Raw genomic sequence first — 22,518 nt, 5'->3', positions numbered from 1 at the left:
TTTTTTTGAACCCGCTTTATTATCTAACTGATAATTAAACTATTTATTAAATATATATCATTATCATTTAACCAGCATACCGGGTTGCGCGCCACTGTCTGGGCTTAGCAAGAAAATATCTTTTCCGCCAGGACCTGCCGCCATCACCATACCTTCTGAGATACCGAAACGCATCTTGCGTGGCGCAAGGTTAGCCACCATCACGGTCAGGCGGTTTTCCAGCAGCTTAGGATCAGGATAGGCTGAACGAATACCAGAGAAGACCTGACGTGTTTCGCCACCAAGATCCAGTGTCAGTTTCAGTAACTTATCGGAACCTTCGACAAAATCAGCCTGTTTAATCAGCGCAATCCGCAGGTCAACCTTGGCAAAGTCATCAAATGTGATAGTTTCCTGAATCGGATCATCAGCCAGTGGACCCGTTACCGTTTTTTGTGGTTCGATGCTTTCTTTCGAATCCGCGACCATGGCTTCAACTTTAGCCATTTCGATACGGTTAAACAGCGCCTTGAATGGTGAAACTTCATGGTTCAGCAGCGGTTGCTGGATGTCGTCCCAGGCCAGTTCAGTATTCAGGAAGGCTTCTACACGTGTGGCCAGACCTGGAAGAACAGGTTTCAGGTAAGTCATCAGCACGCGGAACAGGTTAATCCCCATTGAGCAGATGGCTTGCAGATCGGCGTCACGGCCTTCTTGTTTGGCTACCACCCACGGCGCTTGCTCATCAACATAGCGGTTAGCAAGATCGGCCAGTGCCATAATTTCACGGATGGCCTTGCTGAATTCGCGGTGGGTAAAGTCTTCTGCAATCCCCTGTGCCGCATCGACAAACTTCTGGTACAACTCAGGATCAGCAAGTTGCCCTGCCAATTGTCCTCCGAAGCGCTTATTGATAAAGCCTGCATTGCGTGAAGCGAGGTTAACCACTTTGTTAACGATATCGCTATTGACCCGCTGGACAAAATCTTCCAGATTCAGATCGATATCATCAATGCGGGAAGAGAGTTTTGCCGCGTAGTAATAGCGCAGGCAATCTGCATCAAGATGTTTCAGGTAAGTACTTGCCTTGATGAAGGTGCCACGGGATTTGGACATCTTGGTGCCGTTAACCGTGATATAGCCGTGGACGAACAGGTTGGTTGGCTTGCGGTAGTTACAGCCTTCCAACATCGCTGGCCAGAACAGACTGTGAAAATAAACGATATCTTTGCCGATGAAATGGTAGAGATCGGCTTTGGAGTCTTTCTCCCAGAACTCATCGAAATCCAGGTCATCACGTTTAGCACACAGATTTTGGAACGACCCCATATAGCCAATAGGGGCATCCAGCCAGACGTAGAAATATTTACCCGGCTGATCAGGGATCTCAAAGCCAAAATAAGGCGCATCACGGGTAATATCCCATTGTTGCAACCCCGCTTCGAACCACTCCTGCATTTTATTTGCCACTTGTTCCTGCAAAGTGCCGGAACGTGTCCATTTTTGCAGCATGTCGCTGAAAGCAGGCAAATCGAAGAAGAAATGCTCTGTATCGCGCATTTCGGGGGTTGCACCGGAGACAACAGAACGAGGGTTAATTAATTCCGTTGGGGAATAGGTTGTTCCACAGACTTCACAGTTATCGCCATATTGATCTTCGGCCTTACATTTCGGGCAGGCACCTTTAACGAAACGGTCTGGCAGGAACATGCCTTTTTCTGGATCATACAATTGAGAAATCGTCCGGGTTTTAATGTAACCGTTCTTTTTCAGTTCCAGATAAATTTTGGAGGCAAGTGCTCTATTCTCTTCGCTATGCGTAGAGTGGTAATTATCATAACTAATGGCAAAACCGGCAAAATCCTGCTGATGCTCTAGGCTCACCTTGGTAATCATCTCTTCTGGAGAGATCCCACTCTGCTGGGCTTTCAGCATAATTGGTGTACCGTGGGCATCGTCGGCACAGACAAAGTGAACCTCTTTGCCGCGCATTCGATGATAACGAACCCAAATATCAGCCTGAATGTGTTCCAGAATATGACCGAGATGAATGGGACCGTTAGCATAAGGTAACGCACAGGTCACCAATAATTTGTTCGCGACTTGAGACATAGTTAGGATCTGACTTCCATAAAGTGAAAAGGGTTTTTGATGTTACCTGATCAGGAGCGTTGCCGCTAGGGTAACGCGAAATCTTCGTCACTTTTACTTGTTGCCTTTATCCGAAGTGGTTAGCTTCTGTTATGATGGCTGAACAGTTTTAGGTTGAGAACGATAAATCAAAAGGAGCTGGGATGAACTCACAATCCCCCAAGCAGACCCATCCTGACCTGCTGAAAGCACATGTTGCAAAGATATTGGCAACATTTAAGCATCCGACGTTAGAGCAAGATTTGATTGCCCTGAAAGCATTACATCATTGCACTATGCTGGATGGAATACTGCATATTGAATTAACCATGCCGTTTGTCTGGAAACGCGCCTTCGAAATATTAAAGAAAGAAACCACTCAACCCCTGCAATCCGTGACGGGAGCAAAATCCGTTGAATGGCGATTAACCCATAATATCAGCACGTTGCGTCGTGCCAATAATTTGCCTGGCGTGAATGGCGTGCGCAATATCGTGGCAGTCAGTTCAGGAAAAGGCGGCGTAGGGAAATCCAGTACAGCAGTGAACCTGGCGCTGGCGCTGGCACAGGAAGGCGCCAAAGTGGGAATTTTGGATGCGGATATTTATGGCCCATCCATCCCCAATATGCTTGGTACAGCCAAAGAGCGCCCGACTTCCCCTGATGGACAGCATATGGCACCCATCATGGTTCATAGCATGGCAACTAATTCTATCGGTTACTTGGTTACCGATGATAACGCGATGGTATGGCGTGGCCCGATGGCCAGCAAAGCCTTGATGCAGATGCTGCAAGATACGCTATGGCCGGATCTGGATTATCTGGTGGTCGATATGCCGCCAGGAACCGGAGATATTCAGCTAACGCTGTCCCAGAATATTCCGGTGACAGGGGCGTTAGTGATTACCACACCGCAAGATATTGCCTTGATCGATGCGATGAAAGGCATTGTCATGTTCCAGAAAGTCAATGTGCCAGTGTTAGGCATTATTGAGAACATGAGTACCCATATTTGCAGCAACTGTGGCCACCATGAGCCTATTTTTGGCACGGATGGGGCAGCAAAACTGGCCGAAAAATACCATTGCCAATTACTGGGGAAAATCCCGCTGCATATCTCACTGCGTGAAGATCTCGATCGTGGTGAACCAACGGTAAGCAGCCAGCCTGACAGTGAATTTGCGGATATTTATCGTGAAATTGCCGCCACTATTTCTGCCAAGATGTATTGGCAGGGCGAAAAAATCCCAACTGAAATTTCTTTCCGCGAAGTTTGATTTAAATAACTGCGCAACCCATATGCGATAAACGTCGTTTTATTTTAATGTGTTTTTGATGAAACGGCGTTTTCTTGGAATGGATTAAATATTATTGGATCTAACCTGAATGAATCTCTCCATAAGCGCTTGTTTGGTTACGCTAAATCCCTTTTCCTTATAGCGAAGCACGGATATTGATGAAGAATTCTTACTCTTTCCGAAATTCAGGTGCACATTTGGGTGAAAATTATGGGGAGAATATTCTCCATTAATTGCATAAAATTGCGGGATTTTTATGCGAAGCGTATCGAAAAAAACGAGACTTATCTTGTTTACTCTGGAATAGAAGCCATTAACTCCCTATAATCCGCCCAACATGGTGTTAGTAAATACCATATTCCCACTTTATTTTTCTTTTTTTAACCAGGTTATTTTTAGTATGGCTGATGAAGCACATAAGTGTACAATCGTAGGTATTTCAGGTGCCTCCGCCTCCGGCAAAAGCCTTATTGCCAGCACACTTTATAGAGAATTACGGGCTCAGGTTGGTGATCACAATATCGGCGTTATTCCAGAAGATTGCTATTATAAAGACCAAACTAACACCCCGATAGAAGAGCGTTATAAAGTTAATTACGATCACCCGAATTCAATGGATCACAATTTACTGTTCGAACATCTTCAAGCTTTGAAAGCCGGAAAATCCATTGAATTGCCGCAATATGACTACGTTGAGCACACCCGCAAACCTGAATCCATTCATTTTGAACCGAAAAGAGTTATTATCCTTGAAGGTATTCTACTATTAACAGATAAGCGCTTACGCCAAGAACTGGATTTCTCCATTTTTGTCGATACGCCACTGGATATTTGTTTGATGCGCCGTATTAAACGTGACGTGAATGAACGTGGACGCTCATTGGATTCCGTGATGGAGCAGTACAAGAAAACGGTGCGTCCAATGTTCCTGCAATTTATCGAACCATCAAAACAATATGCCGATATTATTGTCCCCCGTGGTGGAAAGAACCGCGTGGCCATTGATATCTTAAAAGCCAAGATTGGCCAATTTTGCGAATAATCTGTTGTTCAGGCATTCATAAGTATCATCGTATTTGAGAGGAAATAATGCGACTCTGTGACCGTGACATTATTAAATGGCTAGATGAAGGTAAGCTGGTAATTACCCCGCGCCCCCCTGTTGAACGTATTAATGGGGCAACGGCTGATGTGCGCCTTGGGAATCAGTTTCGTGTTTTTCGTGGTCATACTGCCGCCTATATTGATTTAAGTGGCCCTAAGGCGGAAGTCAATGCGGCACTTGACCGTGTCATGAGCGATGAAATCACTTTGTCGGAGGGGGAAGCCTTTTTCCTCCATCCGGGTGAATTGGCTTTGGCAGTCACGCTGGAATCTGTCACACTGCCCGATAATTTGGTTGGATGGTTGGATGGTCGCTCCTCTCTGGCGCGCCTTGGTTTGATGGTTCATGTTACTGCGCACCGCATTGATCCAGGTTGGCAGGGGCAAATTGTTCTGGAATTCTACAATTCAGGCAAACTGCCTTTAGCCTTGCGTCCTGGCATGGTCATTGGTGCATTGAGTTTTGAACCCCTTTCTGGCTCCGCTGATCGGCCTTATAACCGACGTCAGGATGCTAAGTATAAAAATCAGCAGGGTGCCGTAGGTAGCCGAATCAGTGAGGATTAATCTTTTCTGGTAAGGCCTTCTGGTGAAAATAGTCTTCTTGTGAACATGGGACTGGGGAAGTCATGAAAAGATTGTTGACGACACTCGTTATTTTGTTGGTAGTCATTGTGACTGGCCTGACCGCACTGGTTATGCTGGTTAACCCCAATGATTTTCGTGGCTATATAGTCAAACAAGTACAAAAGAAGAGTGGTTACCAGCTCGTGTTGCGGGATAACTTGCGCTGGCATGTTTGGCCAAAATTAAGCATTCTGACCGGTGAGATCGCGTTGACTGCTGAAAATGCCAAGGTGCCGGCGATTGTGGCAGAAAATATGCGCCTGGATGTGGAGTTACTGCCACTGTTATCTCACCAGCTTTCAGTAAAAGAAGTGATGTTGAAAGGGGCTGTCTTGCGTTTTACGCCGGATAGCCAGCCACAAACGCAGCCAGCGGCACCCATTGCACCGGAAAGTGATATTCACTATCCCATCGTTGCGGGAAGCCAGGCCTGGAAACTGGATATTGCCAAAATCAGGGTAGTAGACAGCTTACTGATCTGGCAGACCAACGAGCATTCCCAATTCAATGTTCGTGATCTCAATTTATTGCTGGAACGCAGTGATCAGGATCACTTTGACCTTAGCCTGAGCAGTAAAATCAATAAAAACCAGCAAGAGCTGTCAATTAAGCTCAATTCGTCGGTCGATATTTCTGATTATCCACAACAACTATCGGCTGATATTCGCTCCCTTGAATACCAATTACAGGGAATTGGGTTGCCATCTGCCGGTATCCAGGGCGCGGGGAGTGCTATCGTGCAGTATCAGGCTTCACCGGAATCAATTTCGCTGCAAAAAATGGCATTGACGGTGAATGATGAGAGTGAGCTTAAAGGTGATATAACGGCCATTTTGCAAGATAAGCCGCAATATTCCATCAACCTGAGTTCGTCAACGTTCAATCTGGATAAGCTGTTGGGGTGGGATGCCTTACCGAAAAATACGCCTCAGGCAAAACATGATTATCGGGTTGAAAACAACTCCCTAAAACCGGTGATTGCAACGTCGGTCTCGGCATTATCTGACTATGACCTTACCTTTTTGCAAGGATTTGATGCTGATATTTCGTTCACAGCAGATAAATTCATTTATCAGGGTATGGATATTGATCATTTTGGCCTGAAAGCGAGCAATAACAGTGGACTGGCAAACATCTCAAAATTAAGTGGCAATGTGTTTGGTGGGTATTTTGCGCTGCCAACTTCCATTGATGCTACGGCTGTGCCTGCCAAACTGCATACAAAGCCGCTTTTGCAAAAGATTGAGATGCAGCCTTTGTTAACCGCATTGGCATTGCCAACCATATTCGACGGTCAACTTAACGTTGACGGTGACCTTTTGGGAGAAGGCTATGATGAGTACGCTATTTCCCATTATTGGCAAGGTGATTTGAATATCGACCTGAAAAACGCGCGTCTGGAAGGGTTGAATATTCCTCAGCTTATTCAACAATCTTTTGCACGGGCAACCGATCAAGTCAGCCAACCTACGAATACAGATGATTTCACTGAAGCGAAGAGTATGTCGGCGAAAGCACGATTGAAGGGCGGTGAGATTAAAATCAGTGAACTGGCAGCAACTTCAGGCATGTTCAATATTACAGGGCAGGGAAGCGCCAATTTACTGAAACAAAACACCGATGTTTCATTATGGGTGCAATTAACCCATGGCTGGGGCAAACAGAATGAGTTTGTACGTCGCCTGGTGCAATTAAAAATCCCGCTACGGGTTTATGGCGACTGGAATAACCTGCAATATGCGCTGAATGTGGAGCCCCTGTTGCGTGATGAATTACAGCAAAAGGTCAAAAAATCGATTAAAGATTGGCTCGAAAATAACAGTAGCAACGAAAATCTTAAGAAAATAGAGGATCTGCTGAATAAAAAATAGGTGATCGCTAGGGCGATCACCTAATTAGCTAAAAATTATAACGAAAATATTCCATTCTTAAATAACGGACTCGTGCTGGACGGCTAATATCCTATAACCTGATAATAGAAATTTGGAACCCAACCTGAATGGGGCGTTGTAACAGAGATTGTTAGGGTATCCTTCGACAAACCATCTCCGTTTGGATTGTCTCGCTGTGTTCTGACATCGGCCAAATAACTGGGGCGCTGATTATCAAAATTATCGCCAACAATACTTGCCTGGCCTGAGATGATGCCATTTGGCAAGGTCGTGGGCAGTTTAATTTTGTAGAAGTGGGTATAGTAAGTCACGCCACCAATCTCGGATGAATGGGATTCAGCAATAGGTTCACTACCAACTGCAAGCCCATTTATCATAAATATTTCACCCAGCTTGATGATGGTGTGTTCGTCCGTGACCCGATGTGACTCGATACTTAATCCAACCAGATTACCCAAACCTAGATTTCTTACAAAGGCTTGTTTATCCGGGATATCTGCCCCGTTTTTGCTTTTCGCTAGCCGGCTTTCAACGTCAGTTTTGGCGGCTATCGCATTGGTATTGGCATCATTCGCTAAAGATTCAACTTTGCTAATGCGGGTATCAACCTCTACTTTGCTATAAGCCCCTATATCAGAAGCGGTGAGCCTAATATCGGATAACAGAGCCTTGCCATTAACGGTGCGTGTGAGTGGTACTCGGCTATCTGCGTTGTTATTAGCTTTATTTGCCAGGTCCTTAATGTCTTCAAGATTACGATCCGCTTCTCCTTTGCTGTAGGCATTCACATCAGAGGCGATCAGATTAATATCAGATAACAGAGCCTTGCCATTTACCGTGCGAGTCAATGGGACTTTATGATCCGCCGTATTATTGGCATTATTAGCTATCTCCTTAACTTCATCGATAAGGATGTTGATCTCCGCCTTGTTATAGGCATCTACACTGGCTGCGGTGAGTTCAATATCGGTTGACAGTTCTTTGCCGTTCACTTTGCGACTTGATGGCACTTTGCTGTCAACAAGTTGAATAGCAGAATTCGCCGTTTGCTCGGCGGCATCAGCCTGTTTTTCAACTTTGCTGATATTATCATCAAGTTCCGCTTTATTGTAAGTACCGACATCCGCCGCAGTCAGTTCAATGTCTGTTGCCAGCTCTTTGCCATTGATCTTACGACTTGACGGGACTCTGCTATTGGCATCTTGAATTGCGGTATTGGCATTATTATGGGCGTTTTCAGCTAAATTATTGACATTATCGATCTGTATTTTGATGTCTTTGATAATGGCATCAGTTTCTTCTTTACCATAGGCACCAACATCAACTGCGCGTAATTCAATATCAGATACCAGCTCTTTGTCATTGATTCTGCGGGATTCAGGGACTTTGCCTTTAGCATCTTGAATCGCGGTATTAGCGTTATTATTGGCAGTGTCAGCAGTTTGTTGAACTAGGTTGATTCGATCATCAATTTCTTTCTTATCGTAAGTGCCAACATCATTTGCTGTTAATTGAATGTCTGTTATCAACTCCTTATTGTTGATCTTGCGGCTTGAGGGGATTTTCTTGTCTAGATATTTAAGGGCGTCGTTGGCACTTTCATTAGCAGTGTTAGCCAATTTCTCAATGTTTCCGATAAGACCATCGACGTCCTGTTTGCTATAGGCATTGACATCCAGTGCAGTAAGTTCGATATCGCTTAACAGCTCTTTGCCGTTGATCTGACGAGATAATGGAACTTTAGTTTTTACCTGATCGAGGGCTTTATTGGCTAATTGTCTAGCCTTATCAACAAGAGAATCTGTTTGAATTCTGTCGTAGGTGCCGACATCCGTTGCTGTTAATTCAATATCTTTAGACAATTCCTTACCATTAACCTTACGCGTTGATGGCACATATTTATTTGTCAGGAGTATCGAATTAACCGATTCATTCGCTTGATTGGCTAACTCATACGTCGTTTTAACTGCTTTGGAGGTTGCCGCATGGATTTCGCTGTCATTGTTTACTTCACTACTTAACGCAACCAACCCTTTTTTTTCTAAGGTTGCATTTGGATGATTACGGCTTGCGGCATGCTCTTTAATTTTTTCCCTTACATAATTACGAGATGCTAAACCAGAAAGTAGTTCTTTGATCCACCCAGTCATGCCGCTGTTGCTGAACGTCAGGGCCATGCGGATAGCTTGTTCCTGAGATTCTGGTTTGTAGAGTTCAGCACAATTTCCTACCGCAATCAGTGTGCCATCTTTATCGAATAGTCCCATTTCACGGATCCACCAATTACCTTCTCCCTCAGGGAGTATCTGTTCGGCGATAATTTGGCTGGGTGTTTGGGCGTTGATGATCAAGGAATCAAGTTCAGCACGATGCTTTTCATTAATTAACCCTGATTGGTTGGCATTGGGAATGGGAAAACTGCCTCCACCATCGCCTACAGCCATATGGGTAATTTCAAGTTTGCTACCTGATAAGGCCACTCTTTCCAGTTTTTCAGTGCCAGCCTGTGTTAGTAGTGCAAAATATTTTGTACTCATATAAACCCTCACTTTATCAACAATAAATAGATGTATTGCTAACCTAGCCACAGGCGCTATTTGTAACGCCCTTTGACCATATGAAGGCGGTTTGACATCTCCGCTAATTACCATTGAACGGGGTTATTGTACTTAGGGTCATCATGAACAAATACTTTAAAAATTAAATCAAACTGATAAAACTTATAGGAATAAAAAAAACCGGCTTATGCCGGTTTTTTCTTAGTAAGTGGTGTAGCTGGTTAAAAGAGCAGATTATATTTCCAGCTCTTCTTCTACGATCAGGGGGGTAATTTTCACTTTATTGATGCGGTGGCTCGTGATTTCCAACGCTTCAAACTGATAGTCACCAATCTTCAATTGTTCACCTTGTTGTGGAATGTGTTGCAAATGTTCCATCAACAGGCCCGCCAGTGTCTGGTACTCCCGTTTTTCATCCAAGGGCAGGGGTACGTAAAGCACTAAATCTTCCAATGGCATAAATCCATTGGCGATCCAATGTCCCTCTTCCATGACCTGAATATCATGGCGAGCGTCGATCTCTCCGCTACCAACAGGAAGATTGCCTGTAATGGTTTCCATCACATCGGTTACCGTAACTACCCCTTCAACAGAACCAAATTCATCGACGACAAAAGCAAAGTGGGTTTGTGCTTTACGGAACTGTTCCAATGCTTGCAACAAGGAGAGAGACTCAGGGAAAATCAATGGCTGCTGAACCAAATTCTTTAAATCGAACGTCTTGTGGGTTAGCTGTTGATCAAGGATATCAATCACATGTACCACACCAAGCGGTTCATCACCGATCTGTTCATCTGTGACGACAATTCGTGTATGCGGCTTTTGTTTCAGTAGCGTCGTCAATTTTTCCGTAGGAGAATGGATATCAAGATAAACCACATCATGGCGTGAAGTCATGATGCTACTGACAGTCCGTTGCGCCATGCTGAGAACGCGGGCAATCATCTGGCGTTCCTGGGGCTCAAAGAGTTCTTTGTTATCTGCATGATCAGCAATCAGATCGGAAGTATGATTATCCAAGTCTGCGTTTTCACGTTTGCCATTTAAAATATGAAGAACAGCCTGTGCGGTTCTTTCGCGCAGGGAGCGAGAGGCGCTCAAAAACTTGCGACGATTGAACAGGGCAAACTGGTTCAGTGCTTCAATCATGATGGAGAAGCCGATGGCAGCATAAAGATAACCTTTCGGTATATGATAACCAAAGCCTTCTGCAACCAGGCTAAAACCGATCATTAGCAAGAAACTGAGGCACAGAATAACGATGGTGGGATGGGCATTGACAAATTTTGTCAGTGGTTTGCTGGCCCATATCATCAGGGTCATGGCGATGGTCACAGCAGCAACCATGATACCAATGTGATTGACCATACCGACGGCGGTGATAACAGAATCAAGAGAGAATACCGCATCCAAAACAATAATCTGTACAACAACCGCCCAGAAGCTAGCGCTTTTACGTTGTTGATTAGTATGTAGGGTTTTTCCTTCTAATCGTTCATTCAATTCCATTGTTGCTTTGAACAGCAAGAAAAACCCACCAATCAACATGATTAAATCACGGGCGCTGAAAGGATGCCCCCATAAGGTAACCAATGGATTCGTCAGGGAAATAAGCCAGGATAAGCTAAATAACAGCAATATCCTCATGATTAGGGCACAGGAAAGCCCTGTCAGGCGAGCTTTATCTCTCTCTTTTTCAGGAAGTTTATCTGCCAGAATGGCGATGAATATTAAGTTGTCTATTCCGAGAACAATTTCTAAAACGATAAGTGTGGCCAGACCTGCCCATATCGTCGGATCAGCGATCCATTCCATATAATTTGTTTTACCTTTTAGCGGGACGGCACTTGCCGACTATTAAATAATGCGTATTGAAATGCGAAATATCAATAGTTGATTTGTCTCAGTTGGAAATTTTTTCAGCAAAAAAACGTCATGACGGTATCGATTGCATCAATAACTACCGCCGATGACCATTCCTGAGTTAACATGTGGCTTCATTAACAAATTGCCCACTCTGTATTGTTGCATACGGCATGACGTACAGCATCTTGAGTGGGTGGTAGTCATTATTAGACGGGAGTCATTCATGTCCAAACAACAGATCGGTGTTGTCGGTATGGCGGTAATGGGGCGCAACCTGGCGTTGAATATTGAAAGCCGTGGTTACTCTGTATCTATTTTTAACCGCTCCAGCGATAAAACAGATGAAGTTATTGCTGAAAATCCAGGGAAAAAATTAGTCCCAAGTTATTCCATTGAAGAATTTGTCGATTCGCTGGAAAAGCCACGTCGTATTCTGTTGATGGTTAAGGCGGGTGAAGCTACGGATAAGACCATTGCATCATTGCTGCCACATTTGGATAAGGGTGACATTCTGATCGACGGTGGCAACACCTATTTTCAGGATACTATTCGTCGTAATCGTGAATTGTCTGCTCAGGGCATTAACTTTATCGGTACAGGTGTTTCTGGTGGCGAAGAAGGTGCGTTAAAAGGTCCTTCAATTATGCCTGGTGGCCAGAAAGAAGCCTATGAATTGGTGGCCCCAATTCTGAAAGAGATCGCAGCCCAGGTTGATGGCGAACCTTGTGTGACTTATATCGGGGCAGATGGTGCCGGTCATTATGTGAAGATGGTTCACAATGGCATTGAATATGGGGATATGCAGTTGATTGCAGAAGCCTATTCTTTGTTGAAAAGTGCATTGAACCTGGGTAACCAAGAACTGGCTGAAGTATTCAGTGACTGGAACCAAGGCGAACTGAGCAGCTATTTGATCGAAATTACGGCTGATATTTTCCGTAAGCAAGATGAAGATGGGAAATATCTGGTTGATGTGATCCTGGATGAAGCGGCCAACAAAGGCACCGGCAAATGGACCAGCCAAAGCTCGTTGGATCTGGGTGTTCCAGTCACACTTATCACGGAATCGGTTTTTGCTCGCTATATCTCTTCCTTGAAAGATCAGCGTGTAGCAGCATCTAAGGTTCTGTCCGGTCCAGAAATTCTGCCATTCAACGGAGATAAGGCGGAATTTATCGAGAAAGTTCGCCGTGCCCTGTACTTGGGTAAGATTGTTTCTTACGCGCAAGGCTTCCAACAATTGAAAGCGGCATCGGATGAGCACAATTGGGATCTGAACTATGGCGAAATTGCCAAGATTTTCCGTGCGGGCTGTATTATTCGTGCGCAATTCCTGCAAAAAATCACCGATGCATACAATGAAAACCCCGCTATCGCTAACCTGCTTTTAGCACCTTACTTCAAACAAATCGCAGACCAATATCAACAAGCTCTGCGTGATGTGGTTTCTTATGGTGTGCAAAATGGCATCCCAACGCCAACATTCTCCGCAGCCATCTCTTATTATGACAGTTATCGTTCTGCGGTCTTGCCAGCCAACTTGATTCAGGCACAACGTGATTACTTTGGTGCGCATACTTACAAGCGTACTGATAAAGAAGGTGTTTTCCACACCGAATGGCTGGAATAATCATTTTATCTCTTTATAAGACATAAGATATTGACAAAGTAAGGTGCTGAATTATCAGCACCTTATTTGTTAAAGGGTATGCAGTAACAGTAAAGCATCAATCTGGAGGTTGCCATTTAAGCAATCGTTGGGTAAATCTCTCCAACCAATGGGCTATTTCTGCATCGTGAAGATAAAGAAATACAGCAAGACTGAGAATAGCAAGGCCGATTATTACCAGAACAAAAATATTATTCATATAATAGTCACCCATTTTTGCCTGGTTAAATTATAGCAAAAATATAATTTTTATTTATGTCATGTTTAATCAACTGTTTTACGAAAAACAACTAATTCTGGTACAGTGATGCGAAGGTAATCTTCTGTCTTCAAAATAATCGAACGTTCCAGACTGCCTGCATTAAATGCCAATTCGTCATAGCGTTCAAACAAAAGCGGATCGGCAACCAACTTCAGATCTGGGTGAAAGCTGAAGGGTGGGATGGCTCCAAAAACACAATGGGTCAATTCAGAAACTTCTTTTGGACTTGCCAGAGATGCCCGAGTTCCTCCTATTTGTTTGGCAAGGATAGCAAGATCGGCTTGTTGGTCAGCGGGTAAGACAGCAAGGACATACTGTCGATGACCATTTCCTTTTACATGGCAAACCAAGGCCTTAGCGCCTTGCCCCAAGTGGGTGCCCCGTATTTTAGCTATTTCTTCTGAACGACCGCCAGTCTCATGCTCCATAACTCGATAGCGGGCATTGTGGGTGTCCAATAAGGTGGTGAGACGTTCAAAGATGTTGTTTTTTAGCAAAATATTCTCCTGTATATGTTCAAAGTAAAAATTGACACCTGTTTTTTCATTCCTGCATAGGGAACTTACTGATTCTGGTCAAAATTACTGAGGTAGATAAGTATCACATTGTAATCTAATCTTCTTACATTAGATTTGGGATACTTCATAAAATCTGAGGAGTTTCAAATGGCAGCATCAACTTTCTTCATCCCGTCAGTGAATAAAATCGGCACGGGATCTATAACTGAATCTGTTGAATTAATAAAAAATTATGGCTACAAACAGGCCTTAATTGTCACGGATCGCGTGCTAAATGCGATTGGTGTTGTGGGTAAAGTTCAGGCTTTACTGGTAGATGCTGGGATAAAAAGCGCAATTTATGATGGAACAAATCCAAACCCAACCACAATCAATGTTGAGGAAGGCCTGGAAATTTTGCGTCAGCATAACTGTGACTGTGTGATCTCGTTAGGTGGTGGTTCACCACATGACTGTGCAAAAGGTATTGCGCTGGTGGCGGTAAATGGCGGAGATATCCGTGATTATGAAGGGGTCGATCGTTCAGCTAAGCCACAGCTACCCTTGATTTCCATTAACACTACCGCGGGAACCGCTTCTGAAATGACACGCTTCTGTATTATTACGGACGTTGAACGTCATATCAAAATGGCCATCGTGGATAAAAATGTGACCCCCATCTTGTCAGTCAATGATCCTACATTGATGGCAGGAATGCCAAAAGGATTGACTGCTGCGACGGGAATGGATGCACTGACCCATGCTATTGAGGCTTATGTTTCTACGGCGGCAAATCCCATCACTGACGCTTGCGCGTTGAAAGCCGTGACAATGATTAGCCGCTATCTGCGCCGTGCTGTTGAAAATGGTAACGATATGGAAGCGCGTGAGAATATGGCTTATGCCCAGTTTTTGGCAGGTATGGCATTCAATAATGCCTCTTTGGGGTATGTCCATGCCATGGCGCATCAGTTAGGCGGATTTTATGATTTGCCTCATGGTGTCTGCAATGCGGTTTTATTACCCCATGTACAGCGATTCAATGCAAAAGTTTCTGCTACGCGCCTGAAAGAGATTGCGGTTGCCATGGGGGTTAAGGTTGGTGATTTAAACGATGAACAAGGGGCTAAAGCCTGTATTCAGGCCATCAGTGAATTGGCAAAAGATGTGAATATTCCGTCGGGTTTGTCTGCGTTGAATGTAAAAGAGGAAGATTTGCCAATATTATCGACTAATGCATTGAAAGACGCCTGTGGATTCACTAACCCGATTCAAGCATCACATGAAGAAATTGTTGCTATCTTCCAGGCAGCCATGTGACGGTAAGGTTATCCAATCATTATGATAATATCTAAATGCTGCAAGATTTAGCGAGCAAGCCACTTCGTTTCAATGCTTGTTGGCGAAGTGGCTGTTATTTTTTAAGATCTCAATGCTTGCATCGAAAATTACGCCTTGGCTGAATGCCGTTCCCGCAATTGGCGAATGATGCGACTGAGATCGAGCTTCTGATCCTGAAGTAAAACCAGCAGGTGATAGAGCAAATCTGCGGCTTCGTTCGTCAACTCTTCCCTATCATTGACTGTCGCGGCTAATGCGGTTTCGACACCTTCTTCGCCAACTTTTTGGGCGATGCGTTTTGTTCCGCTAGCATATAAACGCGCGGTATAGGAACTATCCGGCGAGGCATTTTTTCGGCTTGCCAGGAGTTGTTCCAATTCATAGAGAAAACCCCATTCGGTTTGTGCAGGGGCAAAACAACTTTCCGTGCCTTTATGGCAGGTTGGCCCCATAGGAAGGACTAAGGCTAGCAGGGTGTCATTGTCACAGTCAGGATAGATATCGACCAGATCCAGAAAGTGGCCGGAACTTTCGCCTTTTGTCCATAATCGCTGTTTAGTACGGGAAAAAAAAGTCACCTTGCCAGAGTGAAGCGTGGCATGCAGTGCCTCCTGATTCATATACCCCATCATTAACACGGTTCCAGAAGTGGCATGTTGGATGATGACGGGCATCAAATTATCCACTTTTTCCCAATCCAGCTTCTCGATGTCTTGGGTTGTTAATTGCTGCGCTGTTAGCATGTTCTAACCTCGACACCTTGTGTAGCAAGATATTGTTTGAGTTCACTGATATTAATGATCTGCTTGTGAAAAACGGAAGCCGCCAAAGCACCATCAACATTGGCAAGCTGGAAAGCATCAAGGAAATGTTCTGGTGCCCCAGCCCCGCCAGACGCAATTAAGGGGACAGAACAGACATCACGCACTAATTTCAGTTGAGTAAGATCGTAGCCATTACGGACACCATCCTGATTCATCATATTCAGGACGATTTCACCCGCGCCGCGTTGTTGGACTTCTTTGATCCAATCCAATGTTTGCCAGCCTGTTGCGGTGGTGCGTTTTTCATCCCCGGTAAATTGATAGACCTGATAATGGTTGGTATTTTCATCAAACCACGTATCAATACCCACGACAACGCATTGAACACCGTAGCGATCAGCCAGACGGTTAATTAAATCTGGATCAGCCAAGGCAGGGGAGTTGATGGAAATCTTATCTGCCCCGAATGCTAAAATTTGACCTGCCTCTTCGACATTTTTAATACCACCCGCTACACAGAAAGGGATATCGATAACTTCAGCGACTTTCGCCACCCAGCTTTTATCTACCACACGGCCGTCGGAAGAGGCGGTAATATCGTAAAACACCAATTCATCGGCGCCCTCTTGGGCATAGCGCTGTGCAAGGGGAACGATATCACCAATAATTTCATGGTTACGGAATTGTACCCCTTTGACGACTTGTCCGGCACGGACATCCAGACAGGGAATTATGCGTTTTGCCAACATTGAATAGCCTCCGGCAAGGTAAATTTTCCTTCCAGTAATGCGCGCCCGACAATAACCCCCGCCACACCCGATGCAGGCAGGGGAGCGATATCGCTGAGACTGCCAATGCCGCCAGAGGCTTGAAATTGGATCTGTGGATATTGCTGGTTGATTTCCTGATAGAGCGCAAGATTAGAGCCGCTTAATGTGCCATCACGGGAAATATCGGTACATAAAACATGTTTTAGTCCGACAGGGAGATATTGTTCAATGACATCCTCAAGGGTCGCGTTGCTGTTTTCCTGCCAACCGCTAATCGCGACGTGTTTCACCCCATCAGCATTGATGCGGACATCCAGTGCCAGCACAATGGCCTCTGCCCCGTAGCGCTGAAACCATTGCTTGACTAATTCAGGTTGTGTAATGGCCGTAGAACCAATGACAACCCGGTGTGCGCCTGCTTCAAGCAAGGTTTTTACATCTGCTTCTGAGCGAATTCCACCGCCAACTTGCACGGGAACCGTAATGCCTGCCAGTAGCGCTTTTAACAGTGCGATTTGGCGTTTGGCAGGATCTTTGGCACCTGTCAAATCCACCACATGCAATAAATTAGCGCCTTCCTGTTCATACTGTTGTAGGCGGGAGAGTGGAGAGTTGCCATAATCCTGACGTTGGTCATAATCTCCCTGATGCAAACGCACCACATTGCCATCGATTAAATCTAATGCAGGTATAATCATGCGCTTACATCTCCAAAAAGTTTTTGAGTAATTGTGCACCCGCGGCGCCTGAACGTTCAGGATGGAATTGCACCCCAAAGAAATTGTCTTTTGCAATGGCACTACTAAATGTATTGCCATATTCCGTTTGGGCAATCGTATATTCACCGACAGGCAGGGCATAGCTATGGACAAAATAGAAACGGGCATTATCGGCAATATAGCGAAACAGGGGATGACCTGCCTGCGCTTGTACTTTATTCCAACCCATATGTGGCAATGGCAAACCTGCGTCCATCATTTTTTTGACAGGCGCGTCAATTAACTGTAACAGAGTGACATTATTTCCTTCCTCACTCACACCGGCCAGCAATTGCATACCAAGACAGATACCCAACACGGGCTGGGTAAGGGAATGAATCAAGGGAATTAATTCCCGTTGTTTAAGTTGTTTCATTGCAGCGGCTGCTGTCCCCACGCCAGGTAGCAATAGCTTATCGGCCGCTCGTACAATATCCGCGTCTAAACTCACCATTGGTTCATAGCCTAACCGACGGATAGCATAGGTCACAGAAGCAAGGTTAGCGCAACCGGTATCCAGAATAACCACATTCATCATCACTTCCTTTATAACCGTTCCTATAAAACACCCTTGGAGCTAGGCAAGGTATCGCCTTCTACGCGAATGGCTTGCCGTAATGTCCGGCCAAAGACTTTAAACAGACTTTCTGCCCGATGGTGATCGTTCTTGCCTTTGGTTTTCAGGTGGAGGGTGCATCCCATTGTGTAAGAGAGGGAACGGAAAAAATGTTCGATCATCTCTGTACTTAAATCGCCAACCCGCTGATGTTTAAATTCAGCCTTATATTCAAGATGTGGGCGACCGGAAATATCCAGGGCACAGCGGGCAAGGCACTCATCCATCGGTAGCATAAAGCCAAATCTGGCAATGCCGCGTTTATCTCCTAATGCCTGTTTTAAGGCTTCCCCCAGTGCGAGACCGGTATCTTCAACGGAGTGATGATCGTCAATATGGAGATCGCCTCTGACCTGGATATGCAGGCGAAAGCCGCCGTGAGTGGCGATTTGGTCTAGCATATGATCGAAAAAACCAACGCCGGTATTGATGCGGCTTTCCCCTTCACGATCCAACCAAACTTCAATATTGATGGCCGTCTCTTGGGTTTTTCGTTCAACGTGCGCATGGCGATCGTTACGGGTCAGTTGCTGACAAATGATCGACCATCCCAGTGATTCAGGCTGGTAACGGATCCCCTTAATCCCCATGTTTTGGGCTAATTGCAGATCAGTTTCCCGATCACCGATGACGTAACTGTTATCAATATCGATGACATTGTTGGCCAGATATTTTTGTACCAATCCCAGCTTGGGCTTGCGACAGTGACAGTTATCTTCTGCTTTGTGCGGGCAGATTAGCACCTCTTCAAAGTGGATACCTTGTGAGGTAAAAACCTGCATCATTAAGGTATGGGGGGGATCAAAATCGGCTTGTGGAAAACTGGGCGTACCTAACCCGTCCTGATTCGTGATCATCACTAATTTATAATTGGCTTTTTGCAGGGCCAGTAAGGCTGGGATCACATCAGTTTCAAAAGCCAATTTATCAAGGCGATCAACCTGATAATCACTGGGTGGCTCGGTGATCAATGTTCCATCGCGGTCAATAAAAAGCAGTTTCTGGCTCATGGGTTCTCAGTTTCCTTTGGTTGTTGAAGTGGGTTGGACAGTACGCTGATAGCACGAACCAACTGTTCACATTCATTCCGGCTGCCGATAGTAATACGCAGGCAATGTTCTAATCCTGGTTGCTGACGCTGGTCCCGTAAGATGATCCCTTGTTGCCACAGTGTCTTGAATACCCACTCTGCATGGGTAAATTTCACCAAAATATAGTTGGTTTCGCTTGGAAACACCTTTTCAACCCACGCTAATTGACTCAGTGCGTGCTGGAGATAAGCCCGATTGCGGGTGATCTCGGCGACCCGTTTTTTCATTGTTTCAATCCCGGTTTTAGTGAGCGCTTGTGCAGCAATATCCGCAACCGGCGTTGGCAGTGGATAAGGCGCAATCACTTTTTGCATCAGTGCGATGATATCGGCAGAAGCCAACGTAAATCCACAACGTAATCCAGCCAAAGCAAAAGCTTTCGAGAGGGTTCGCAAAATGACTAAATGAGGATAGTCTTGTAGCCAACGAAGGGTAGTATGTTGTGGACAAAATTCGATATAGGCTTCGTCAATGGCAACAATAGCGCGACCAGATGCCAATTCCAGGATCTGGCGTAATGCCGCAGGGTCAATCAGGTTGCCTGTCGGATTGTTGGGGCTACAGATATAGATCAGCTTGACGCGATCCAGATTATTTTTGATGGCGGTAATATCGGGTTGCCAGTTGGCGTTAACGGGGATTTTTTTCTGTTCTACACCAAAGGTTTCGGCGCTAACGCTGTACATGCCATAGGTGGGTGGGCAAATCAGTACAGCATCTTGACCGGGTTCGCAAAAAACGCGGATCAACAGTTCGATAGATTCGTCTGCGCCACGGCTGACAAGGATTTGCTCCGGTTGCAGGGTAGTGTAATCGGCATACCGTTGAATGACCGTGGTGGGTTGGCATTCGGGATAGCGATTGAGCGTGTTTTCAGTGAATTGAAAATCGGGTGCGATAGGGTATTCATTCGCATTCAACCAAATATCACCACGCCCCCCCAGCCGGCGGGCAGACATATAAGGGACTAATTTGCGAACGTTTTCTCTTGCCAATGCATTGATATCAAAAACCGTACTCATACTTGTTCCTTAACGTGTTATGGTTATTAATCTCAGTGGTTATCGGTCTGCGTTATTCAAGGCCGTTATGCGTAATGTAACGGCGTTTTTGTGTGCGATAAGCTGTTCTGCCTGTGCCAACGTTTCGATGGTTGGTGCGAGTTTTTTTAATCCTTGGGGAGTAAGCCGCTGGATGGTCATCCTTTTCAGAAAATCAGCCAAGCCGAGGCTGGAATAGGTTGAAGTATAGCCATAGGTAGGCAGAACGTGGTTAGTGCCGGAAGCATAATCTCCGGCGGATTCAGGCGACCAGTCGCCGAGAAAAATGGAACCGGCGCTGGTAATTTGTTCAACCAGTTGTTCAGGCTGGCGTGTTTGAATGATCAAATGCTCTGGGCCATATTGATTGCTGATCGCGACACACTGGGCGAGATCGCCAGTCACAATAATCCGGCTGGCTTGCAAGGCTTGGTTTGCGATCTGCTGGCGTGGCAAAGCAGTCAGTTGGGTTTCAATTTCACGGATCACTTTTTTAGCCAGGTTTTCATCGGGCGTTAATAGGAGCACTTGGGAATCAGGGCCGTGTTCTGCTTGTGAAAGTAGGTCCGCCGCCGTAAAGACGGGGTTGGCTCCGCTGTCAGCAATGACCAGTACTTCGGATGGGCCGGCGGGCATGTCGATGGCGGCGCCGTCAATCTGTTGGCTGACCTGACGTTTGGCTTCGGTAACCCATGCATTTCCGGGACCAAAAATTTTGTCTACTTTGGGAACGGATTCTGTCCCAAATGCCATTGCGGCAATCGCCTGGGCGCCACCGACTTGAAATATTTCGCTGATCCCACAGAGTTGCGCAGCATAGAGTATTTCATCGGCAATGGGGGGAGGAGAACACAGGATGACTTTACGGCAACCCGCAATACGGGCGGGTGTACCCAGCATTAATACCGTGGAAGGCAGGGGGGCAGAGCCGCCGGGAATATAGAGCCCAACTGAATCTATTGGGCGTGTAACTAGCTGGCAGCGAACGCCTGGTAATGTTTCAATGTCAATTTCTGCCGGTTTTTGTGCCTCGTGGAACTGACGGATGTTGTCCACGGCCTGTTGCATAGCCTGCTTGATTTCGGGATTTAAGCGAGCAGCCGCAGCATTCACTTCATTTGCAGAAATTTGGATGGCTTGAATAGTCGTTTTGTCAAAGCGCTGGCTGAACGCTTGTAATGCTTGATCACCCCGTGTTTTTACGGTTTCCAGAATTTGTTTGACTGTACTGGCAATATCTGCGGATGCAGCAATCGCTGGGCGTGTCAGCCATATTTTTTGCTGGTCTGGCGTACATGCCTGCCAGTGAATGATGGTCTTAAAATTGGTATTCATCAACGTTACTCCATCATTTTTTCAATTGGCAGAACCAAAATGGAACTGGCACCTAATGCCTTGAGTTTTTCCATCGTTTCCCAGAACAGGGTTTCACTACTGACCATGTGCATGGCGACGCGATTTTGTGCACCCGCCAGAGGCAAGATAGTCGGGCGTTCTGCCCCTGGCAGCAGGGATATAATCTCTTCCAGTTTGTCACTGGGCGCGTGCAGCATGATGTATTTGGAGCCTCGCGCCTGGATGACGCCTTGGATGCGGAGCATCAACTTGTCAATAAGCTGCTGTTTGGCTTCTGGCATCTCTCCATCACGTTGGATCAAACAGGCTCTTGAACGATAGATGACTTCAACTTCCCGCAAGCCATTAGCTTCCAACGTCGCGCCTGTGGAAACTAAATCACAAATGGCATCTGCCAGCCCTGCACGGGGGGCAACTTCGACTGAACCATTAAGAAGACAGGATTTGAAACGGATGCCTTTTTGGTCTAAATAACGTTTCAATAAGTGCGGGTAAGAGGTGGCAATGCGAGAATCTTGCAGGCATTCCGCGCCGGTATAATCGCAATCAAAAGGTGCTGCCAGAGAAAGCCGACAATCGCCAAAATCGAGCCGGCGCAATGTGAGATAGCGAGGATCTTCTCCTTGTGCCCGACGAGTCAGTAATTCTTCCTCAAGCACGTTTTCCCCAATAATGCCCAGATCGACAACCCCATCCATCACAAGGCCGGGAATGTCATCATCGCGGACACGCAGAATGTCGATAGGCATATTTTCAGCGAATGCGATCAGGCGCTGTTGCTGCAAGTTAATTTTGATGCCGCAACTCGCCAGCAGGGTTCTGGAGTCATCGCTCAGGCGGCCTGACTTTTGCATGGCGATACGTAAACGTGTTTTATCTAGCATGTTGTGTTTTATCCTG

At 45.7% G+C, this 22,518-nt stretch carries 18 protein-coding genes; 6 read left to right on the top strand and 12 right to left on the bottom strand.

From position 1 onward, the window contains the following. Nucleotides 1-63: 63 nt before the first annotated feature. The gene (gene metG / locus Xkoz_RS02930; RefSeq protein WP_099140677.1) at nt 64-2,091 is read right to left on the bottom strand and encodes a methionine--tRNA ligase; all 2,028 of its coding nucleotides are present in this window, start codon (nt 2,089-2,091) and stop codon (nt 64-66) included. Nucleotides 2,092-2,273: 182 nt separating this feature from the next. Between metG and apbC the strand changes: the two genes are divergently transcribed. From apbC to asmA, 4 genes are all read left to right on the top strand, one after another. After that, nucleotides 2,274-3,386, top strand: a complete 1,113-nt coding sequence (gene apbC / locus Xkoz_RS02925) for an iron-sulfur cluster carrier protein ApbC (protein ID WP_099140676.1) — start codon at nt 2,274-2,276, stop codon at nt 3,384-3,386. Between the two features lie 421 nt (nt 3,387-3,807). Next, nucleotides 3,808-4,449, top strand: a complete 642-nt coding sequence (gene udk, locus Xkoz_RS02920) for a uridine kinase (protein ID WP_099131933.1) — start codon at nt 3,808-3,810, stop codon at nt 4,447-4,449. A 47-nt stretch (nt 4,450-4,496) separates the two neighbouring features. Continuing rightward, on the top strand, nt 4,497-5,078 hold the full coding sequence (gene dcd, locus Xkoz_RS02915; RefSeq protein ID WP_099140675.1) for a dCTP deaminase: 582 nt from the start codon (nt 4,497-4,499) through the stop codon (nt 5,076-5,078). Nucleotides 5,079-5,140: 62 nt separating this feature from the next. After that, nucleotides 5,141-7,009 (top strand): outer membrane assembly protein AsmA, encoded by a 1,869-nt coding sequence (asmA, locus tag Xkoz_RS02910; protein ID WP_099140674.1) that lies wholly within the window; start codon nt 5,141-5,143, stop codon nt 7,007-7,009. 83 nt (nt 7,010-7,092) lie between these two features. On the opposite strand, the gene Xkoz_RS02905 is transcribed toward asmA, so the two are convergent. Both Xkoz_RS02905 and Xkoz_RS02900 read right to left on the bottom strand, forming a co-directional pair. Then, nucleotides 7,093-9,567, bottom strand: a complete 2,475-nt coding sequence (locus tag Xkoz_RS02905) for a phage tail protein (RefSeq protein ID WP_167386545.1) — start codon at nt 9,565-9,567, stop codon at nt 7,093-7,095. 255 nt (nt 9,568-9,822) lie between these two features. Next, nucleotides 9,823-11,403, bottom strand: coding sequence for a TerC family protein (locus tag Xkoz_RS02900; protein ID WP_099140672.1), 1,581 nt, complete (start codon nt 11,401-11,403; stop codon nt 9,823-9,825). Nucleotides 11,404-11,677: 274 nt separating this feature from the next. On the opposite strand from Xkoz_RS02900, the gene gndA reads away from it, so the two are divergent. Further along, the gene (gene gndA, locus Xkoz_RS02895; RefSeq protein ID WP_099140671.1) at nt 11,678-13,084 is read left to right on the top strand and encodes an NADP-dependent phosphogluconate dehydrogenase; all 1,407 of its coding nucleotides are present in this window, start codon (nt 11,678-11,680) and stop codon (nt 13,082-13,084) included. Between the two features lie 303 nt (nt 13,085-13,387). Here gndA and Xkoz_RS02890 read toward each other — a convergent pair whose 3' ends face one another. Continuing rightward, complete coding sequence (locus Xkoz_RS02890; RefSeq protein WP_099140670.1) at nt 13,388-13,882, bottom strand: YbaK/prolyl-tRNA synthetase associated domain-containing protein; 495 nt, start codon at nt 13,880-13,882, stop codon at nt 13,388-13,390. Nucleotides 13,883-14,050: 168 nt separating this feature from the next. On the opposite strand from Xkoz_RS02890, the gene yiaY reads away from it, so the two are divergent. Continuing rightward, the gene (yiaY, locus tag Xkoz_RS02885) at nt 14,051-15,202 is read left to right on the top strand and encodes an L-threonine dehydrogenase (protein WP_099140669.1); all 1,152 of its coding nucleotides are present in this window, start codon (nt 14,051-14,053) and stop codon (nt 15,200-15,202) included. Between the two features lie 128 nt (nt 15,203-15,330). Here the strand turns inward: yiaY and hisIE are convergent, their stop codons facing one another. From hisIE to hisG, 8 genes are read right to left on the bottom strand one after another with little or no spacing between them, the layout of a single operon-like run. Continuing rightward, nucleotides 15,331-15,966, bottom strand: a complete 636-nt coding sequence (hisIE, locus tag Xkoz_RS02880; protein ID WP_099140668.1) for a bifunctional phosphoribosyl-AMP cyclohydrolase/phosphoribosyl-ATP diphosphatase HisIE — start codon at nt 15,964-15,966, stop codon at nt 15,331-15,333. Then, nucleotides 15,960-16,736 (bottom strand): imidazole glycerol phosphate synthase subunit HisF, encoded by a 777-nt coding sequence (gene hisF, locus Xkoz_RS02875; protein ID WP_099140667.1) that lies wholly within the window; start codon nt 16,734-16,736, stop codon nt 15,960-15,962. Before hisF ends, hisIE begins: the two co-directional genes overlap by 7 nt. Continuing rightward, nucleotides 16,718-17,455, bottom strand: a complete 738-nt coding sequence (gene hisA, locus Xkoz_RS02870) for a 1-(5-phosphoribosyl)-5-[(5-phosphoribosylamino)methylideneamino]imidazole-4-carboxamide isomerase (RefSeq protein WP_099140666.1) — start codon at nt 17,453-17,455, stop codon at nt 16,718-16,720. Before hisA ends, hisF begins: the two co-directional genes overlap by 19 nt. Nucleotides 17,456-17,459: 4 nt before the next feature. Next, nucleotides 17,460-18,050, bottom strand: coding sequence for an imidazole glycerol phosphate synthase subunit HisH (gene hisH / locus Xkoz_RS02865; protein WP_099140665.1), 591 nt, complete (start codon nt 18,048-18,050; stop codon nt 17,460-17,462). 23 nt (nt 18,051-18,073) lie between these two features. Further along, nucleotides 18,074-19,141 (bottom strand): bifunctional histidinol-phosphatase/imidazoleglycerol-phosphate dehydratase HisB, encoded by a 1,068-nt coding sequence (hisB, locus tag Xkoz_RS02860; RefSeq protein WP_099140664.1) that lies wholly within the window; start codon nt 19,139-19,141, stop codon nt 18,074-18,076. Next, nucleotides 19,138-20,244 carry a histidinol-phosphate transaminase gene (gene hisC, locus Xkoz_RS02855; RefSeq protein WP_099140663.1) on the bottom strand — a complete coding sequence of 369 codons (1,107 nt, stop codon included), beginning with the start codon at nt 20,242-20,244 and terminating at the stop codon, nt 19,138-19,140. Before hisC ends, hisB begins: the two co-directional genes overlap by 4 nt. A gap of 39 nt (nt 20,245-20,283) precedes the next feature. Next, a complete protein-coding gene (hisD, locus tag Xkoz_RS02850) occupies nt 20,284-21,600 on the bottom strand; it encodes a histidinol dehydrogenase (protein WP_167386544.1) in 1,317 nt (438 codons plus the stop codon). 2 nt (nt 21,601-21,602) lie between these two features. After that, on the bottom strand, nt 21,603-22,502 hold the full coding sequence (gene hisG, locus Xkoz_RS02845; protein ID WP_099140661.1) for an ATP phosphoribosyltransferase: 900 nt from the start codon (nt 22,500-22,502) through the stop codon (nt 21,603-21,605). Nucleotides 22,503-22,518: the final 16 nt, after the last annotated feature.

The sequence above is a fragment of the Xenorhabdus kozodoii genome (genome assembly GCF_002632875.1).
GTDB lineage: Bacteria > Pseudomonadota > Gammaproteobacteria > Enterobacterales > Enterobacteriaceae > Xenorhabdus > Xenorhabdus kozodoii.
Note: the sequence above shows the minus strand (reverse complement) of the source record. Positions and strands in the feature narration are given on the sequence as shown.